This is a genomic window from Neorhizobium sp. BT27B (genome assembly GCF_050455485.1).
Taxonomy (GTDB): Bacteria; Pseudomonadota; Alphaproteobacteria; order Rhizobiales; family Rhizobiaceae; genus Neorhizobium.
Genome location: NZ_JBCIYT010000009.1, coordinates 175,930 through 193,533 on the forward strand (window position 1 = coordinate 175,930; position 17,604 = coordinate 193,533).

General features: G+C 57.9%; 18 protein-coding genes. 3 read left to right on the forward strand and 15 right to left on the reverse strand.

Annotated elements, in window-relative coordinates; translation table 11 throughout:
• Window positions 1-15: 15 nt before the first annotated feature.
• From tsaE to AAIH70_RS22980, 8 genes are all read right to left on the reverse strand, one after another.
• Window positions 16-1,530 carry a tRNA (adenosine(37)-N6)-threonylcarbamoyltransferase complex ATPase subunit type 1 TsaE gene (gene tsaE, locus AAIH70_RS22945; RefSeq protein WP_132278539.1) on the reverse strand — a complete coding sequence of 505 codons (1,515 nt, stop codon included), beginning with the start codon at window positions 1,528-1,530 and terminating at the stop codon, window positions 16-18.
• Complete coding sequence (locus AAIH70_RS22950) at window positions 1,527-4,112, reverse strand: PAS domain-containing sensor histidine kinase (protein WP_132278537.1); 2,586 nt, start codon at window positions 4,110-4,112, stop codon at window positions 1,527-1,529. Before AAIH70_RS22950 ends, tsaE begins: the two co-directional genes overlap by 4 nt.
• A gap of 193 nt (window positions 4,113-4,305) precedes the next feature.
• Complete coding sequence (gene ahcY / locus AAIH70_RS22955; RefSeq protein ID WP_132278535.1) at window positions 4,306-5,706, reverse strand: adenosylhomocysteinase; 1,401 nt, start codon at window positions 5,704-5,706, stop codon at window positions 4,306-4,308.
• A gap of 149 nt (window positions 5,707-5,855) precedes the next feature.
• On the reverse strand, window positions 5,856-6,131 hold the full coding sequence (locus AAIH70_RS22960; protein WP_132278533.1) for an HPr family phosphocarrier protein: 276 nt from the start codon (window positions 6,129-6,131) through the stop codon (window positions 5,856-5,858).
• 4 nt (window positions 6,132-6,135) lie between these two features.
• On the reverse strand, window positions 6,136-6,537 hold the full coding sequence (locus AAIH70_RS22965) for a PTS sugar transporter subunit IIA (protein ID WP_132278531.1): 402 nt from the start codon (window positions 6,535-6,537) through the stop codon (window positions 6,136-6,138).
• Window positions 6,538-6,668: 131 nt separating this feature from the next.
• Entirely contained in the window at window positions 6,669-7,118 is a 450-nt protein-coding gene (locus AAIH70_RS22970; RefSeq protein ID WP_132278529.1) for an HPr kinase/phosphorylase, read from the reverse strand.
• Window positions 7,119-7,132: 14 nt separating this feature from the next.
• Window positions 7,133-8,902, reverse strand: coding sequence for a stimulus-sensing domain-containing protein (locus tag AAIH70_RS22975; protein WP_430035790.1), 1,770 nt, complete (start codon window positions 8,900-8,902; stop codon window positions 7,133-7,135).
• Between the two features lie 77 nt (window positions 8,903-8,979).
• Entirely contained in the window at window positions 8,980-9,705 is a 726-nt protein-coding gene (locus AAIH70_RS22980; protein ID WP_132278527.1) for a response regulator transcription factor, read from the reverse strand.
• A gap of 330 nt (window positions 9,706-10,035) precedes the next feature.
• Here AAIH70_RS22980 and AAIH70_RS22985 point away from each other — a divergent pair, with 330 nt between their 5' ends.
• The 3 genes from AAIH70_RS22985 (at window position 10,036) to AAIH70_RS22995 (ending at window position 12,814) form a co-directional block, all read left to right on the forward strand.
• Entirely contained in the window at window positions 10,036-11,646 is a 1,611-nt protein-coding gene (locus AAIH70_RS22985; protein WP_132278525.1) for a phosphoenolpyruvate carboxykinase, read from the forward strand.
• Between the two features lie 100 nt (window positions 11,647-11,746).
• On the forward strand, window positions 11,747-12,181 hold the full coding sequence (gene arfB, locus AAIH70_RS22990; protein WP_132278523.1) for an alternative ribosome rescue aminoacyl-tRNA hydrolase ArfB: 435 nt from the start codon (window positions 11,747-11,749) through the stop codon (window positions 12,179-12,181).
• A 33-nt stretch (window positions 12,182-12,214) separates the two neighbouring features.
• Window positions 12,215-12,814 carry an alpha-ketoglutarate-dependent dioxygenase AlkB family protein gene (locus AAIH70_RS22995; protein ID WP_132278870.1) on the forward strand — a complete coding sequence of 200 codons (600 nt, stop codon included), beginning with the start codon at window positions 12,215-12,217 and terminating at the stop codon, window positions 12,812-12,814.
• Window positions 12,815-12,838: 24 nt separating this feature from the next.
• Here AAIH70_RS22995 and coaA read toward each other — a convergent pair whose 3' ends face one another.
• From coaA to hisB, 7 genes are read right to left on the reverse strand one after another with little or no spacing between them, the layout of a single operon-like run.
• Window positions 12,839-13,828 (reverse strand): type I pantothenate kinase, encoded by a 990-nt coding sequence (gene coaA, locus AAIH70_RS23000; RefSeq protein WP_132278521.1) that lies wholly within the window; start codon window positions 13,826-13,828, stop codon window positions 12,839-12,841.
• Window positions 13,825-14,148 (reverse strand): phosphoribosyl-ATP diphosphatase, encoded by a 324-nt coding sequence (locus AAIH70_RS23005; RefSeq protein ID WP_132278519.1) that lies wholly within the window; start codon window positions 14,146-14,148, stop codon window positions 13,825-13,827. The genes coaA and AAIH70_RS23005 overlap by 4 nt, the downstream gene beginning before the upstream one ends.
• Window positions 14,149-14,160: 12 nt before the next feature.
• Window positions 14,161-14,949: an imidazole glycerol phosphate synthase subunit HisF gene (gene hisF / locus AAIH70_RS23010; protein WP_112730486.1), complete on the reverse strand. Its 789-nt coding sequence runs from the start codon at window positions 14,947-14,949 to the stop codon at window positions 14,161-14,163.
• Window positions 14,946-15,689: a 1-(5-phosphoribosyl)-5-[(5-phosphoribosylamino)methylideneamino]imidazole-4-carboxamide isomerase gene (gene hisA, locus AAIH70_RS23015; protein ID WP_132278866.1), complete on the reverse strand. Its 744-nt coding sequence runs from the start codon at window positions 15,687-15,689 to the stop codon at window positions 14,946-14,948. Before hisA ends, hisF begins: the two co-directional genes overlap by 4 nt.
• Window positions 15,689-16,339 (reverse strand): imidazole glycerol phosphate synthase subunit HisH, encoded by a 651-nt coding sequence (gene hisH / locus AAIH70_RS23020; RefSeq protein ID WP_132278517.1) that lies wholly within the window; start codon window positions 16,337-16,339, stop codon window positions 15,689-15,691. The genes hisA and hisH overlap by 1 nt, the downstream gene beginning before the upstream one ends.
• Window positions 16,339-16,821, reverse strand: a complete 483-nt coding sequence (locus tag AAIH70_RS23025; RefSeq protein ID WP_132278515.1) for a DUF2628 domain-containing protein — start codon at window positions 16,819-16,821, stop codon at window positions 16,339-16,341. Before AAIH70_RS23025 ends, hisH begins: the two co-directional genes overlap by 1 nt.
• A gap of 18 nt (window positions 16,822-16,839) precedes the next feature.
• Window positions 16,840-17,448, reverse strand: coding sequence for an imidazoleglycerol-phosphate dehydratase HisB (gene hisB, locus AAIH70_RS23030; protein ID WP_132278513.1), 609 nt, complete (start codon window positions 17,446-17,448; stop codon window positions 16,840-16,842).
• Between the last annotated feature and the right edge of the window lie 156 nt (window positions 17,449-17,604).

Below are 17,604 nucleotides of genomic sequence, written 5' to 3' on the forward strand. Positions count from 1 at the left end.
CAATGATTCGAGGGTTCAGGTTTCGCTCAAACCCATTCCAGCCTGCCTGCACCATTCGCGCAAGGGGGCAAGCGCTTCGTGCTGAAGGGCGGTGGAGAGATAGCTGAGTGTACGTGGCATATGCTGCATGTAGCCGGGCTTGCCGTCCCGTTGCATCAACCGCACCCAAAGACCGGCCAGCTTGCAATTGCGCTGTGCGGACATGATTGCCCAGGCTTTGAGAAAGCTCTGTTCGTCAAAGCCGCCCTGCGTATGTCGAAGGCGAAGATAATCGGCCATCAGCATGTTTGCCAGAGCAGGCCCGATGGTCACGCGGGCATCCTGCACCAATGATGCAACATCATACGCTGTTGGCCCCATCATAGCGTCCTGAAAGTCGATGATACCGACTTTACGGATGTTTTCAGCCTGCTCCTGCCAGATGATATTGGGCGAGTGGAAATCGCGCAGCAGAAGATGGATCTCGCAGCCGGAGAGGTCGGCGATCAAATCATCCCAGATTGCCAGATAGGTTTCGCGCTGTTCCTCGCTGGCCGTGCTGCCGTTTTTCCATGGCAGGTGCCAATCGAGCAGAAGGCGCGTTTCCATCTTCATTGCCACCGGGTCGAAATCCGGGACATGATGGATGCGATTGCCATCGAAGGCGATATCCTGCTGTGGCGCTTGTCCGTGCAGGTAAGCGAGAGCGGCGACGCTTTCCCGATATCGATCTGCGATCGGCCGTCCTTCAGCGTCAAGTACGCCGTCCGGGCCGAGATTTTCGATCAGGAGAAAACCGGCTTCATAGTCGGCAATATAGATTTCCGGTGCCGTCAGCCCGTTGTCCCGCAGATAGCCGGCAATTGCGACGAAAGGTTCGACGTTTTCTGCAATATGGGCGACCTTCGGATATGGCTTGCCGTCGAGGACGGGCGGTCCCTCCGGGCGCACGGGCCAATCCATGAGGATGATGGATTTCCCATCGACCGGATGAATGCGCTCATAACCACGCATGACGGAAGCATCGCCTGTCAAAAAGCGTCGTTGGCTGCCGATGTAGTGATTGTGATCAAGGAAGGCGCGAATGGAAAGCGTCCGGGAAATGCGATCCGCCTGAGACCCCGCTGCGGTTATCGTCGCCAATCGCCCTGAGGCCTGGTGCTGGAGTGCTAAAAGGATGCGGTCGCGTGGCAAAGCGCCTTCGGCCACTTCTGGCCATTCGACGATACAGATCCCGTCCGCAAGCGCTTCGTCGAAACCAAGCTCATCGAGTTCCGAACTGTCGGCCAGACGATAGAGATCGAAATGCGCGACAGGGATGCGAAGCGGATAGGTCTGAACCAGCGTAAAAGTCGGGCTCGGAACCTCAAGCGCTTCGTCATCTGCTAAGGCGCGCAGAAAAGCTCTGGCGAGTGTTGATTTTCCGGCACCGAGATCGCCCGACAATGCCAGGCAATCTCCTGCTTTCAAGGCCATCGCCAAATCTTCGCCGAGACGGGCCGTGGCGGCATCGTCCTCCAGCTCGATTGTGAAGACGGTTTTCCCGTTCATTCGGCGGCGACAGAGCGGGCGTTCAGCGCGCTCGGGATGCGGCAGGTCACAGTTGTTCCCTGGCTCGGGCCACTTTCGATGCGGACATCGCCGTGGTGCAGGGTCACGAAGCTTTCAACGATCGAAAGGCCAAGACCCGCGCCGCTGCGCTTGCCACCCTTGTTGCTGGAGGAGAAACGGTCGAACACCGTCTTCAGCATGTCCTCGGGAATCCCCGGGCCTTGATCGGCGACGGAGAAGTAGAAATCTTCGCTCTGACGCCAGCAATTCAGCGTGATGATCGATCCATCCGGTGCAAAATTCGTCGCGTTGGTGATCAGCTTGATCAAGATCTGCTTCAGGCGCTGCTGGTCCGCAACGATCGCACCCAGACCTGTCGGGGCGTTGATTTCAAGCGTGACGTTGTTTTCTTGGAGACGATTGGCGATCTGCAGCGAAACGTCATCGAGCAGTTCGTCGATATCGGTCTCGTTGTAGTTCAACTGCATGATGCCGGCATCGACGGTTGCCAAGTCGAGAATGTCGTTGACGATCGTCAGCAGGATCGAAGAGGAGGTCGAAATGTGATCGACATATTCTGCCTGACGATCATTCAGATCACCGAGACCCGGCGTCTTGAGCAGGTCCGTGAAGCCGATGATGTTGGTCAGTGGAGAACGAAGTTCGTAGGAGACGTGCTGAACAAAATCGTTCTTCAGCTCATCTGCCTTGCGAAGCGCCTCGTTCTTTTCCTTCAGTGCCCGTTCTGCCAATGCGCTGTCGGTGCGGTTGACGAAGGTCAGCATGGTCTGCGCGTTCGGCAGCGGAATAACGGCATAATCGAGAACAAGCCCCGAATGCAGTTCGAATGTGCCCTGCAGGGAAGGTCTCTCGTCGTCGAAATTGGTCAGCATCTGACCAAAATGGCGCCAGCCATCCGGCTTTTCATACTCGTAGGCGCAGGCAGCCTCGATGGCACGTATATGCGTGCCCGGCTTGGCCTGCTCCTCGGTCACGTTCCAAAGTACCCGGAATGCCGGATTGGACAGACGAATGCGGCCGTCCGGGCCGAAAACCGCAACGCCTTCGGAAAGATGATCGATGGTTTCGCCCTGAACCTTCACCAGCGTGTTGTAGCGGGTTTCGAGGTCCATCTGTTCGGTCAGGTTTTCAAACACCCAAGTTGCCCCGCCCTGCGGATGCGCGGTGGCGATGACCTGCAAGGTCTGGCCGTTCGGCAGGTGCCAGCGATCGGATTGTGTATCGAGAGAACGATAGACGGAAAGAACGGATTCCTTCCAGTTGCGCCAGTTCAGCTGCTCGGGAAGCTTGTTCTGGCTGCGCAAACGATCCAGCATCTCGGCATTGCCGGGCCGGCTTTCAAGGAAGCCGAGTTCGAAATCCCACAAGCGGACGAATGCCTGATTATAGAATTGCAGCCTCTGTTCGCCGTCGAAGATTGCCACTGGCGTTGCCAGATGGTCAAGCGTTTCGGCATGGCTCTTGAGCGTGCGCTTCAACTCGTCTCGAATGGTTTCCGCTTCAGAGACGTCGATCGCCATGCCCGCTGAACCGCCAGGGCCGACGACATTGGAAATATCGAAGATCGTACGATTGCCGCGCACGACAGTCGACAGACGGTCATGGAAGGGTGTTGCTGCCGTCGCGGTGGCGCGGATTTTTTCACGCGCAATTGTGCCGAGGAACTCATGGCTTTCCTGAACAGCTGCCGTAGGAGAAGCGGTTTCCACTGCTTCGCTGTAGGCATGATTGACCCAGGTCAGGTTACCTTCGCTGTCGCGTCTCCACACCGGTTGCTCAAGGCTATCCAGAAGCGATTGGAACAGAAGCATCGAACTCGACAGTCGTTCGCGCTCTATTTTCAGTTCCGCCAGTTCGGCGCGCAGGTTGTTCAGCGCGATGAAGCGTACGAAGGCCTTGCCTCCGGAAACGCGGCCTTGCACTTCCAGAATCTCGTTGCGGAACGTTTCGACCACCATGTCGAAGCTGCGCGCGTCGCTGCGAAGTGCTTCGATGGCGCGTTCCAGTTCAGGGGCGGAGGTCGTGCTCAACCATCGTCCGAAAGCCAGAAAGTCGCGATTTTCTGCCGGTGCGCCGGTCTCGACGGGAAGCTGACCGAGAAATTCCGGCCGGCCGGGGCCTGCTTCCCAGATGACGATCCGCCGGTTCTTTTCGGCAATCAGGGCTTCGTATTTGGAGATTTTCTGCTGCGCGTCGGAAAGCGCGCTGCGTACATCCCGGCTTTCGGCTTCGATATTGCCTTTCTGGCGAACGAGCCAGATGGTCGACAGAAGAGCGGCCGCCAGGGCGCCGATGGTCAGCGACGGGACGATGATCTCGGACGACGAAAGGAATCTGCCTGCCTCAAGGCCGGCTTCCTGTGCAAAGGCTGCACTGGCAAAGCCCGAAAGAGCCGTACCCGAAAGGGCAGCTGCTGCCCAACGCACAAGACGACGCAGACCCCGCGGAGCGGTGTCACGTTCTGTCGCCATCTGCTGGCATAGAGCTGTTTTTGTCGGGGCCTCGTCGCCTTCGACATTCACTTCGGCCTGCCGAGGCAAGACCATATTTTCAACCGCCATTCCGGCTTGTCTCCGTCCATGTGCCGCATCGATGACAAGACATTCCAGCCCACGCCACGCAAAAAAGGGCGCGAATCAAGTCTTACAACAATACTTGTTTCCGGATTCAGCGGGAAGCTTAGTGCGAAAAAATAGGCCGCAGGCATTTGTCAACGCCTGCGGCCCTATATGTTGTGGATGAACCGGCTAAATATTAGTAGCGGTAGTGTTCAGCCTTGAACGGACCCTGCTGCGATACACCGATATAGGCAGCCTGTTCAGGAAGAAGCTCGGTCAGCTTGACGCCGAGCTTTTCGAGATGAAGGCGCGCGACCTTCTCGTCGAGGTGCTTCGGCAGGATGTAGACCTCGTTCTTGTAGGTGCCGGGCTTGGTGAAGAGCTCGATCTGGGCCAGCGTCTGGTTGGTGAACGAAGCCGACATCACGAAGGACGGATGGCCGGTGGCGTTGCCGAGGTTGAGCAGGCGGCCTTCCGACAGGAGAAGGATGCGGTTGCCACCGGGGAACTCGACCAGGTCGACCTGCGGCTTGACGTTCGTCCACTTGAGGTTCTTGAGAGCCGCTACCTGGATCTCGTTGTCGAAGTGGCCGATATTGCCAACGATCGCCATGTCCTTCATCGCACGCATGTGATCGATGCGGATGACGTCCTTGTTGCCGGTCGTGGTGATGAAGATGTCAGCCGAAGACACGACGTCTTCGAGAATGACGACTTCAAAACCGTCCATGGCAGCCTGAAGTGCGCAGATCGGGTCGACTTCCGTGACCTTGACGCGAGCGCCAGCGCCCTGAAGCGATGCAGCCGAACCCTTGCCGACGTCGCCGTAACCGCAGACGACGGCAACCTTGCCGGCCATCATCACGTCGGTGCCGCGACGGATACCGTCGACCAGCGATTCCTTGCAGCCGTACTTGTTGTCGAACTTCGACTTGGTGACGCTATCGTTGACGTTGATTGCCGGGAAGGGCAGCAGGCCCTTCTTGGCCAGTTCGTACAGGCGATGAACGCCCGTAGTGGTCTCTTCGGTGACGCCCTTGATGGCATCGCGCTGCTTTGTGAACCAGCCTGGCGTTGCAGCAAGGCGCTTCTTGATCTGCGCGATGAGGATTTCTTCTTCTTCCGAGGTCGGGTTCGAAAGAACGTCCTCGCCGGCTTCGGCGCGGGCGCCGAGCAGGATGTACATGGTGGCATCGCCGCCATCATCGAGGATCATGTTGGAAAGGCCGCCATCGGCCCACTGGAAGATCTTGTCGGTGTATTCCCAGTACTCGGTCAGGGATTCGCCCTTGACGGCGAAGACCGGGATGCCGGCGGCAGCGATCGCTGCGGCAGCGTGGTCCTGGGTCGAGAAAATGTTGCAGGATGCCCAGCGAATTTCGGCGCCGAGAACCTGCAGGGTTTCGATCAGAACTGCGGTCTGGATCGTCATGTGCAACGATCCCGAGATACGGGCGCCCTTCAGCGGCTTGGATTCGCCGAATTCGCTGCGGCAGGACATCAGGCCCGGCATTTCGGTTTCGGCGATATCGAGTTCCTTGCGGCCGTAATCCGCCAGCGAAATGTCGGCGACGATATAGTCTTTCTCAGTGGTCATGAAGGATCTCCAGCTCAAAGATGGCACTCTTCCATTGGAAGAGCCGTAAACTCCGCCCATAGCGGACGGATATTAGCGCTGGGATGTAGCAGGCTTATGGCTTGCTGGCAACAAGACATAAAGAAGTCTTTATATCTTTATCTGTTGTGTCAGGCCTCTTCGCCGAACTTGTTCGAGACCAGTTGGTCAAGTGCTTCGAGCACCGCTTCGGCCTGTTCGCCGGACGTGGTGACGGAAATGCTGCAGCCGGGGCTGGCGGCCAGCATCATCAGGCCCATGATCGATGTGCCGCCAACCGTCATGCCGTCCTTGCTGACGCTGACCTGCGCATTAAAGCCTTCAACGGTCTGCACGAACTTGGCCGAGGCACGAGCATGGAGCCCGCGCTTGTTGATAATCAGGAGTTCGCGGGAAAACATAAGTATGGCCTCACTTGCCGCTCAAAACGCGGCTGGCCACGTTGATGTATTTTCGGCCCGCCTCTGAAGCTTCCACCAGAGCCTTCTGCATGTCGTTCTCGGCGCGAATACCGGCCAATTTGATCAGCATCGGCAGATTGACGCCGGCAATGACCTCGGTCTTGCCGCTGCTCATGACCGAGATGGAAAGATTGGACGGCGTGCCGCCGAACATATCGGTCAGGATGATGACGCCATGACCATCATCTGCACGCTCAACGGCATCGACAATGTCTTGCCGGCGTTGGTCCATATCGTCTTCCGGGCCGATGCATATCGTTTCGATATATTTCTGAGGACCAACGACATGCTCCACTGCATGACGAAACTCTTCAGCCAGCTTGCCATGGGTGACAAGCACAAGTCCGATCATGAAATGACCCCTTGGAAGACATGAACGCAGGCTATATTCGCGCTGCAACAAGTGCCATCGCGGTGGTGAGCCATCTTCTATATGTGAGACGGAAGTGCAAGCTAAAAATGAAAATTGGTCAGGAAGACCAATCAACGAGCAAAATCAGGCGCGAGCGCAGCGAGCACGGCCAGTGGCGCCAGCGCGTCGGCTGCAACACGGATCAATGGCAATTCGAGACCGGACGGAAGGCTATAGGTTTCGAAAGCCGGTGGCATGCGTTCAGCATCGTTTCGCTCTACAATCCTGACCGCCATATGCAAGACAGCAGCATCGACGCTGGCAAGCGATACGATGCCACTGTGGCGGATCTCGAGCAGGCCCGCTGTCGCCGGCGGCCGTTTGACGATGGTGCACCCATTGGCATTTTCGAGAAAAACCTGATCGTCTGCGATAAGCGCAGAAAACTGTCCCGCCTGTCGAGCGGCGTCAATGCAGGCCAAGGCCAGCATTGATTTACCGGCACCGGATGGCCCGAGAAAGAGAATGCCTCGAGTTCCAATCACGATTGCCGTTGCATGGAGATTGGACAGCAAGGTCATGGGCCCCGGATACCTTACTGCTGCTGGCCAGGCGGCAATGATAGAATGAAGCGGGCGCCTGTTGCCGTGCCGGTTTTGCCGTCTATCAGGTTTTCCGCGCGCAAGGTGCCGCCATGCGCTTCGGCAATCTGCCGGCTGATGGAAAGGCCGAGACCCGAATTTTGCCCGAAACTCTCCCCTTCCGGGCGATCCGTGTAAAAACGTTCGAAGATGCGGTCGATATCTTCGGCCTGGATACCGGGACCATTGTCATCGATATGGACGATGCAGCGACCCTTGCTGTTGAACAGATGAACCTTGATCTTTCCGCTCTTCTCCGGAACGAAGGAGCGCGCGTTCTCGATGAGATTGGTGACGATCTGTCCGAGCCGCAGATCGTGGCCCTGAACAACGAACTCGGATTTCACATCGGTCTTGCGATCGACGCTGAGCGCGATTTCGACAACTTTTCGACCATTGCGGATCTGCAGCGAGATATCGACAAGGTTGCCGACCAGGGCCTCCATATCGACCGGTGCCGAATCCGAACGCGCCAGTTCTGCATCCAGTCGCGAAGCGTCGGAAATATCGCTGATCAGCCTGTCGAGGCGGCGCACATCGTGGAAGATGATGTTCGTGAGTCGCTGTTTGGATTCTTCGCTTTTGGCAAGCGGTAAGGTTTCGACAGCACTGCGCAGCGACGTCAGCGGGTTCTTCAACTCGTGACTGACATCGGCTGCAAAACTTTCGATAGCGGCAATACGGTCGTAGAGCGCATTCGTCATGTCGCGAAGTGCAATCGAGAGGTTGCCGATTTCGTCCTGGCGGGCAGAGAAATCGGGGATTTCCTCACGTTGCTTGGCACCCCGGCGCACACGGATGGCTGCGGCCGAAAGCCGGCGCAGCGGATTGGCGATGGTGGACGACAGAAGCAGCGACAGCAGGATGTTGACGAGGGTGGCGACGCCAAAGACGCGCATGATCGCCAGCCGCTCGGCGTGAACGATATTGTCGATGTCGCCGGCCTGCGTGGATAGGAGCAGGACGCCAAGCACGGCGCGCGAGCGCTGAACAGGGACTGCGACCGATACGATGAGTTCGCCACGATCGGTCACACGAACGACTGCACCGCGCACGCCGGTCAGCGCATTCATGACCTCGGGATAGATCGATCCGTCACCACCCGGTGCTTCCTTGTAGCTCGGCAGGTTGCCGGGCTGCAGCATGCGGTTGAACAGGCTGGCAAGCCATTCGTTCCAGGTCTGGGCTTCGTTTTCGATCGGCGGCAGGTCGAACCGCAAGACCTGGCCGCGTGAATAGAGATGACGCGAATCGAGAAGCAGGTTTGCATCAGCATCGAAGAGGCGCGCGCGCGTGCGAGTCGGCGAGATCAGCCGGCGCAATACCGGCGCCACGCGCTCGGGGTCGATCGGAAAATCCAGATCCTCGTCATTGGGAACAGGGGTTATGCTCTGGCCGGCCTGCAGTTCCAGCAGCTTTTCCGGGTCGATGGTGATCGAATTGGTATCGACGGATGCCGATGCCGATACGGCAGCCGAGATGATTTCGCCCTGCGTCAGCAGGCTTTCGACACGTGCGTCGATCAGCCCTTCGCGGAATTGGTTGAGGTACAGAATACCCGCGACCAGAACCACCGTCGCCGCGATGTTGAAGAACAGGATGCGTCGTGTCAGGCTCGAAAAGACGGCATGACCAAAGACCCGCCGGGCCAGTGTAAAAGGCCGCGACCACAGTCGCCTGTTTCCCTGTCGCGGCTCCGTCGCGTCAGTGATGTCTTTGTTCATAGCCTGGTCGGCCAAGGCCTTTTCCTTTCCACCGCCGAATCGCCGCCGGTTGTGACAGGGTCAGCGCCCTATCGCAATCATGCAGCTTCGCGGAAGCGGTATCCGACGCCATAAAGCGTCTCGATCATGTCGAAGTCGTTATCGACCATCTTGAACTTCTTGCGAAGCCGCTTGATGTGGCTGTCGATCGTGCGGTCATCGACATAGACCTGCTCGTCATAAGCCGCATCCATCAGTGCATCGCGGCTTTTCACAACGCCCGGGCGCTGTGCCAGCGAATGCAGGATCAGGAATTCCGTGACCGTCAATGTAACCGGTTCACCCTTCCAGGTGCAGGTGTGGCGTTCCTGGTCCATGGCCAGCTGGCCGCGTTCCAGCGTGCGTGCTGCCTGCTGATCAGCAGTCTTGACGCCGCCGGTGCCGGCCGCCGCCGCTTCCCTGTTGGCGGCGCGGCGAAGAATGGCCTTCACGCGCTCCACCAAAAGACGCTGAGAAAACGGCTTGGTGATAAAATCATCCGCACCCATCTTCAGACCGAACAATTCGTCGATTTCCTCATCCTTGGAGGTAAGGAAGATGACCGGCAGATCGGAACGCTGGCGCAGGCGGCGCAGCAATTCCATGCCGTCCATACGCGGCATCTTGATGTCGAAGATCGCCAGTTGCGGCGGACGGGCAAGAAGACCGTCAAGCGCCGACGCACCGTCGGTGTAGGTTTCGACCCGATATCCCTCTGCTTCCAGTGCAATCGACACTGAAGTGAGGATGTTGCGGTCGTCGTCCACGAGCGCGATTGTCTGCATTCTTTCGGTCTCCGTCGTCGTCATTTTGAAGGCGTCTCCCTGGAAATCGCCCCCGCCGTTCGGCTGCCCTGTTGACGCGTTCTGAGTATAAAGGTGGAACAAATTGTGGCAACGTCAAAGGGAGAGTGTGAGATCCGTCCTACATTAGCGAACCTAATTGACGCTTGCTATGTGGCAATCAAACCGATTTAAAACTGAAGAAAATTATTTAAATCGATTAATTATTTGATCTTGTTTGGTTTTTTCAGTTTTCATATTGCCTATTTAAAAAACTGACACTAGTTTCCGGCTTCATTGGCAACCCGATTTTTAAAGAAGGGAAAGCGCGACATGGAGCAGATCGGACTTCATAATCCGGCGAATGGAGTAGAGGTTATCGGCCTCTCCGGCGCTTCGAGCGTCCGCTATAACCTCATCGAGACGCAGCTTTACGAGGCAGCGCTTGAAAATAAGGAAGCCGAACTGACCATTGATGGTGCCTTGCGCGCCGTCACCGGCCAGCACACTGGTCGTTCGCCGAAGGACAAGTTCGTCGTCCGTGATAGCAAGACCGACAGTCAGATCTGGTGGGACAACAACAAGCCGCTTTCGCCGGAACATTTCGAGCTGCTGCGCAAGGACATGTTCGCCCATGCCGCCGGCAAAAATCTCTATGTGCAGGACCTGATTGGTGGCGCTGATGCTGAAAACGCATTGCCGACACGTGTCGTTACAGAATTCGCCTGGCACGCCCTGTTCATCCGTAACCTGCTGATCCGCCCGGATCGCGGTACGCTGTCGAGCTTCCTGCCAAAGCTGACGATCGTCAATCTGCCGAGCTTCAAGGCCGATCCGGCACGTCACGGCTGCCGTTCGGAAACGGTGATTGCCTGCGATCTGACCAACGGTCTGGTTTTGATCGGCGGCACGTCCTATGCTGGCGAAAACAAGAAATCGGTCTTCACCGTCCTCAACTACCTTCTGCCTGAAAAGGGCGTCATGCCGATGCATTGCTCGGCCAATGTCGGCCCGGACGGCGATTCTGCCGTGTTCTTCGGCCTGTCCGGTACCGGCAAAACGACGCTTTCGGCTGATCCGAACCGCACACTGATCGGCGACGACGAGCATGGCTGGGGTGAGAACGGCATCTTCAACTTCGAAGGCGGCTGCTACGCAAAGGCGATCAAGCTGTCGGCCGAAGCAGAGCCGGAAATCTACGCTGCGACCCGTCGTTTCGGTACGGTACTGGAAAACGTCGTGCTCGACGAAAATCGCGTGCCGAATTTCGACGACAATTCGCTGACGGAAAACACGCGCAGTGCCTATCCGCTGCATTTTATCCCGAATGCATCGAAGACTGGCCTCGCGCCGCATCCGAAGACGATCATCATGCTGACCGCGGATGCTTTCGGCGTCATGCCGCCGATCGCCAAGCTGACGCCGGAACAGGCCATGTACCACTTCCTGTCGGGTTACACCGCCAAGGTTGCCGGTACGGAAAAGGGCGTCAGTGAGCCGGAAGCAACTTTCTCCACCTGCTTCGGCGCACCGTTCATGCCGCGTCATCCGACTGAATACGGCAATCTGCTGCGCGATCTGATCGATCGCCATGGTGTCGATTGCTGGCTGGTCAACACCGGTTGGACCGGCGGCGCTTATGGCACTGGCCGTCGCATGCCGATCAAGGAGACTCGCGCGCTGCTCACCTCTGCCCTGAACGGCAGCCTGAAGAGCGCCGAATTCCGCACCGACGCCAACTTTGGCTTCGCGGTACCGGTTGCCGTCCCGGGTGTCGATACCAGCATTCTCGATCCGCGTTCGACCTGGGCCGATGGCATCGCTTACGATCAGCAGGCAGCCAAGCTGGTGGCGATGTTCATCAGCAACTTTGCCAAATTCGAAGACCATGTCGACAGCAAGGTGCGCGACGCCGCTCCAGGCATGTTGATCGCCGCGGAATAAATTCCTGATTCACGTGGAACATTGAAACCGCCGGTATCGATTTCGATACCGGCGGTTTTCTTATGGGCATGTTTGTGGGAAGAGAAGGGCGGAGACAGACATGGCTAGCGAACCCCTTATCATCAATCACCGCATCACCATTGCCGGATGGGAACTGACAGAGCAGTTCGTTCTGGCGGGCGGCGCTGGCGGCCAGCACGTCAACAAGGTGTCGACGGCGGTTCAACTGTTCTTCAACATTACCAATTCACCCTCGCTGCCGGATCGCGTGAAGGAAAACGCGCTGCGGCTGGGTGGACGACGTGTCTCCAAGGACGGCACGTTGATGATCGAGGCCAGCCGGTCGCGCAGCCAGGATCGCAACCGCGAAGAGGCGAGGGAACGTCTGAAGGAACTGCTCCTTGAAGCCGCCAAGCCACCGCCGCCGCCGCGCAAGGCCACCAAACCCACTAAGGGTTCTGTGGAACGTCGCCTGAAAGCCAAGTCCGGTCGATCGGAAGTCAAGAAGATGCGCGGTCGACCTGACGGCGATTGAGGCAATGGTGAGGAGCCAGACGTGGCGAGCTTGATGAAGGGCATAAGGCATCTGCCAGGCTATCTGGATCGGGCCGAACAGGAGCATCTGGTCGAGGCAATCCGCCAGATCGTCATTGAGGCACCTCTGTTCGTGCCCACCATGCCCGGCACCGGAAAACCTATGTCGGTGCGGATGACCAATTGCGGAACGCTTGGTTGGGTGACGGACAAGGACAACGGCTATCGCTATCAGCCAACGCATCCGTTTACCGGAAAACCGTGGCCGGCCATGCCGCCGAAACTTCTCGATCTGTGGGAAAGGCTGGCCGCTTATTCAAAGCCGCCCGAGGCTTGTCTCGTCAATTTTTATAGCGACGATGCGAAAATGGGTCTGCATCAGGACAAGGACGAGAATGCATTCGAAGCGCCGGTGCTGTCCGTTTCACTCGGAAACACCTGCCTGTTTCGGGTTGGCGGACTGGAGCGCAAAGCGCCGACCGGGTCATTCAAGCTGTCGAGCGGCGATATCGTTCTGCTGGGCGGAGAGGGGAGGCTGGCGTTTCACGGCGTCGATCGCATTTACCCTGGCACCTCGACGCTTCTAAAAAATGGCGGACGCATCAACCTGACACTGCGTCGGATCAATCCGTGAAAAGTGTAGCCGGTTATGTACCGGCTACAGCTTTCTGAGCGAAACCGTCTCGATGAAATGATCCCGCCCCTTGCGCAGGATGAGATCCGCGCGCGGGCGTGTGGGCAAAATATTCTGGCGCAGGTTTTTCAGGTTTATGTTCTGCCAGAGGTTTTCCGCCATGGCCAAGGCATCATTGGTATCGATTGCCGCATATTTCTTGAAAAACGATGTGGGGTCGCGGAAGGCGGTTTCACGCAGTTTCATGAAGCGCTGGACATACCAGCTATGAATCTGATCCTCGTCCGCGTCGATATAAATCGAGAAATCGAAGAAGTCGGAAACGATCGGGATGATCTTTCCATCCGCAGGTAGGGTGCGCGACTGCAGCACATTGATACCCTCGAAGATCAGAATGTCCGGCCGATCCACCAGCGTATGTTCGTCGGCCAGAACGTCATAGGTCAGGTGTGAATAGCGTGGTGCCGGCACGTTGGGCTCACCGGCCTTGATTGCCGAGAGAAAACGCAGGATGGCACCGACATCGTAACTTTCGGGAAAACCTTTGCGCTCCATCAGGTTTTCACGCTGAAGCACGGCATTGGGGTAAAGAAAACCGTCTGTGGTGATCAGGTCGACCTTCGGGCTGGAAGGCCAGCGTGCGAGTAGTTCCTTCAGGATACGTGCCGTGGTCGATTTGCCGACAGCGACAGATCCGGCGATACCGATGATGAAGGGCGTCTTGTTGATATCCGAGAGGCTCAGAAAACGGTTCCGCTGCTGGAAAAGCAGGTGCGATGCCTCGACATGCGATGACAGAAGGCGCGATAGCGACAGATAGATACGCCGGACTTCATCGATATTGATCGGATCGTCGAGTGAACGGAGCCGGGCGATCTCTTCCGCTTTGAGGGTGAGGGGCGTGTCTGCCCGGAATTTTGCCCACTCGTCCGCTGTGAAGTGGTGGTAGGGCGAATAACGTTCCGAGGTCATGCCGACCTCAAATGCTTCGGCGGGCTGCGGCGCACTGGTCATGATGGTTGACGGCTAGCCTTTTCCTGAAGACCGGACTGGCTGGTCCGGCGCTGGAGTTCATCCAGCACATCCTGCAACGGGATATCGGCAATCTTCAATACGACCAAAAGATGATAAAGAAGGTCGGCACTTTCGCCGACAAGTTCCTTGCGGTCCTGCGCCACGGCGGCGATGACCGTTTCGATTGCCTCTTCGCCGAGCTTCTTTGCAGCCTTGGTCTGGCCGACAGCGACGAGCTTGGCTGTCCAGGATTGATCCGGAGACGCCAAGGCGCGCTCCGCCACGATCTTTTCCAGATCGCTCAATGAAAATTCGCCCAAGTCTGCCTCCCGTCAGTCCAGTCTCATGGCAATGCCATGATCGGCCATATAGCGCTTCGCCTCACCGATCGTATAGGTGCCGAAGTGGAAAATCGAAGCGGCCAGAACGGCGGTCGCATGGCCTTCCTTCACGCCAGCAACGAGATCGTCCAATGTGCCGACACCACCGGAGGCAATCACCGGCACGCGTACCGCATCGGCGATCGCGCGGGTGAGCTCCAGATCATAGCCGACTTTGGTTCCGTCGCGGTCCATTGATGTGACCAGCAATTCGCCGGCACCGCGTTCGACCATGCGGGCGGCAAACTCCACGGCATCGATGCCGGTCGCGTTGCGGCCGCCATGGGTATAGATTTCCCATTCGCTGCGGTTATCACCACCGACCGATTGCGTTAGGCGGCGCTTGGCATCGATCGAAACGACGATGCACTGGTTACCGAACTTGTCGGCGGCCTCGGCCACGAAGTCGGGATTGTTCACAGCTGCCGAATTGATCGACACCTTGTCGGCACCGGCGAGCAGCAGTTTTCGGATGTCGCCAACGGCGCGAACACCGCCACCGACCGTCAGCGGCATGAAACAGTGATCGGCAGTGCGGGCAACGACATCGAAAATCGTATCGCGATTGTCCGAGGATGCGGTGATGTCGAGGAAGCAGAGTTCGTCGGCACCGGCCGCGTCATAGGCCTTGGCGGCTTCGACCGGGTCACCGGCATCGATCAGGTCGACAAAATTGACGCCCTTAACCACACGGCCGTCCTTGACGTCGAGACAGGGGATAACGCGAGCCTTGAGCGTCATGCCGTCTCTCCCTTGGCTGCCCGGATCAGCGCCAGGGCCTCGTCCGGGTTGATGCGACCATCATAGAGCGCACGGCCGGAAATCGCGCCTTCGAGTTTTTGCGCATCCGGTTCCAGCATCCGGCGGATATCGTCCATGGAGGCAAGGCCACCCGAGGCGATCACCGGAATGGAAACGGCATCGGCTAGCTCCAGCGTGGAATCCCAGTTGATACCGGCCAGAATGCCGTCGCGATCGATGTCAGTATAGATGATCGCCGAAACGCCGGCGCCTTCGAATTTTTTCGCCAGCTCGATGACGCCGAGTTCGGATGCTTCCGCCCAGCCTTCGACGGCCACTTTGCCGCCCTTGGCATCGATACCGACGGCGACCTGACCGGGAAAACGTGTGCATGCTTCAAGCACGAGGTTCGGATCACGCACGGCAACGGTGCCGAGGATGACGCGGGCAAGCCCGCGCGACAACCATGCCTCGATATGATCGAGCGTACGGATGCCGCCGCCGAGCTGAACCGGGTTCTTGGTCGCCTTCAGGATCGCATCGACGGCATCACCGTTTACCGTCTCGCCGGCAAAGGCGCCATTGAGATCGACCACATGCAGCCATTCGAACCCCTGGTCTTCAAAGGCCTTGGCCTGTGCGCCGGGGTCGGTGTTGTAGACAGTTGCCTGTTCCATGTCGCCGAGTTTCAGGCGAACGCACTGGCCGTCCTTGAGATCGATAGCCGGGAAAAGGATCATCACGGAGCCCATTTCATGAAGTTTGCAATAAGGGCAAGGCCAAGCGCCTGGCTCTTCTCCGGGTGGAATTGCGAGCCGACCATATTGTCGCGACCGACAAACGCGGTCATCGGGCCACCGTAATTGGTAGTGGCGATGACTTCATCTTCCTTGCGGGCGGCAAGATGGTAGGAATGCACGAAATAGGCATGCAGACCGTCAGGCCCTGTCGGGATACCGTCGAAGACCGGATGACTGGTTTTCAGATCGAGCGTGTTCCAGCCGATCTGCGGGATTTTCAAGCTTGGGTCGGAGGGCGTCATCTCCACGACATCGCCGTCGATCCAGCCAAAACCGTCTGTCACAGTCTTTTCGAGGCCGCGTGAAGACATCAACTGCATGCCGACGCAGATACCGAGGAAGGGATGTGCCTTCTTTTCCACAACGTCGAGCAGTGCCTCGTGCATTCCGTCGACAGCCGCAAGGCCGGCGCGGCAATCGGCATAAGCACCAACGCCCGGCAAAACGATGCGGTCGGCGGAGGCCACCGCTTCCGGCTTGTCGGTCAGGTCGATCATGGCATCGATGCCGGCCTCGCGGGCGGCGCGCTCGAATGCCTTGGTGGCGGATCGAAGGTTTCCCGATCCGTAGTCTATGATGGCAACGCGCATCAGCGTGCTCCAGTATTGTCGAAAAGGCCAAGCGCAGGTGCGTTCCAGCCGGATGTCGATGAAGAATTCGGTTTGGCCCAGTCGGCTGCTGAGGGCAGGGGCGTGGCAACCGGTTCGGGCAGACCGGCAAAGAACATCTCTTCGGCCGTTGCAAGATCCGGTGCCGTGATCTGGCCCGCCACGTTCCAGCCCCGAGCAATCAGATGGCGGATATGGAGATTGCCGCCCTCAAGCGCAACCAGTGCATGGATTGCGATGATTGCCAGAAGCCCTACAGTGCCAAGCCCCGATTGCCGCAAAATGAAAATTGCCATGCATTCGCTGACGAAAACCACGAAAGCCGCAAACCACATGCGCTGCGTGAGAAGCCAGATCCACGGCAGAAGCAGCGCCGACCAGACAAAACGATCGGCGACGAACAGCGTCGATGCATGATCCCGGTCAGGTCCGTCCGGCGGCGTCAAAACGGTATAGCTGATCACGAAACCTCCTCGGCCCGATCAGACGAGCGTTCCCTTGGTGGATGGTACGCGGTCGGCCTGACGCGCGTCGATTTCGGTCGCTGTGCGCAGCACGCGAGCCACTGCCTTGAAGCAGGTCTCGGCGATATGATGGTTGTTGGCACCGTAATGGTTCAGCACATGCAGGGTGATACCGGCATTCTGGGCAAGTGCCTGAAAGAATTCGCGTACCAGTTCGGTATCGAACGTGCCGATTTTTGGCGCGCTGAAGGCGACATTCCAGACGAGGAAAGGTCGGCCGGAGAGATCGACGGCAGCCTTGGTCATCGTTTCGTCCATGGCAAGATCGAGCGAAGCATAACGGGTGATACCGCGACGATCGCCCAGTGCCTTGGAAATAGCCTGACCGATGGCAATGCCGGTATCCTCGACCGAATGGTGATCGTCGATATGCAGGTCGCCCTTCACGTCGATCTCCATGTCGATCAGCGAATGGCGGCTGAGCTGCTCCAGCATATGGTCGAAGAAGCCGATGCCCGAGCTGATCTTCGACGTGCCAGTGCCGTCGAGATTGACGGACACGGAAATCGCCGTCTCGTTCGTCTTGCGGGAAACCGTAGCGGTTCGGCTGTCTGTGGCGGCGGCCATAGAACGCTCCATACTGGAAATGTTGCGGTTCCTTATCAGGGGGACGGCGAAATATCCAGAACGGCCGAGCGATAAAAGCGTCGCATTTGCATTCGCGATTTGCCCACTTACATAGAACCCAACCGGCCATCGGAGGCCGAATTCAAAGAGCCCGTC

Coding starts and splice junctions, on each gene's coding strand:
- AAIH70_RS22975 (WP_430035790.1), bottom strand. CDS start 8,902: ATGAACAAAGACATCACTGACGCGACGGAGCCGCGACAGGGAAACAGG.
- AAIH70_RS22980 (WP_132278527.1), bottom strand. CDS start 9,705: ATGCAGACAATCGCGCTCGTGGACGACGACCGCAACATCCTCACTTCA.
- tsaE (WP_132278539.1), bottom strand. CDS start 1,530: ATGAACGGGAAAACCGTCTTCACAATCGAGCTGGAGGACGATGCCGCC.
- AAIH70_RS22985 (WP_132278525.1), top strand. CDS start 10,036: ATGGAGCAGATCGGACTTCATAATCCGGCGAATGGAGTAGAGGTTATC.
- hisB (WP_132278513.1), bottom strand. CDS start 17,448: ATGGCCGCCGCCACAGACAGCCGAACCGCTACGGTTTCCCGCAAGACG.
- AAIH70_RS22995 (WP_132278870.1), top strand. CDS start 12,215: ATGAAGGGCATAAGGCATCTGCCAGGCTATCTGGATCGGGCCGAACAG.
- coaA (WP_132278521.1), bottom strand. CDS start 13,828: ATGACCAGTGCGCCGCAGCCCGCCGAAGCATTTGAGGTCGGCATGACC.
- hisA (WP_132278866.1), bottom strand. CDS start 15,689: ATGATCCTTTTCCCGGCTATCGATCTCAAGGACGGCCAGTGCGTTCGC.
- arfB (WP_132278523.1), top strand. CDS start 11,747: ATGGCTAGCGAACCCCTTATCATCAATCACCGCATCACCATTGCCGGA.
- AAIH70_RS22950 (WP_132278537.1), bottom strand. CDS start 4,112: ATGGCGGTTGAAAATATGGTCTTGCCTCGGCAGGCCGAAGTGAATGTC.
- hisF (WP_112730486.1), bottom strand. CDS start 14,949: ATGACGCTCAAGGCTCGCGTTATCCCCTGTCTCGACGTCAAGGACGGC.
- ahcY (WP_132278535.1), bottom strand. CDS start 5,706: ATGACCACTGAGAAAGACTATATCGTCGCCGACATTTCGCTGGCGGAT.
- hisH (WP_132278517.1), bottom strand. CDS start 16,339: ATGCGCGTTGCCATCATAGACTACGGATCGGGAAACCTTCGATCCGCC.
- AAIH70_RS22965 (WP_132278531.1), bottom strand. CDS start 6,537: ATGATCGGACTTGTGCTTGTCACCCATGGCAAGCTGGCTGAAGAGTTT.
- AAIH70_RS22970 (WP_132278529.1), bottom strand. CDS start 7,118: ATGACCTTGCTGTCCAATCTCCATGCAACGGCAATCGTGATTGGAACT.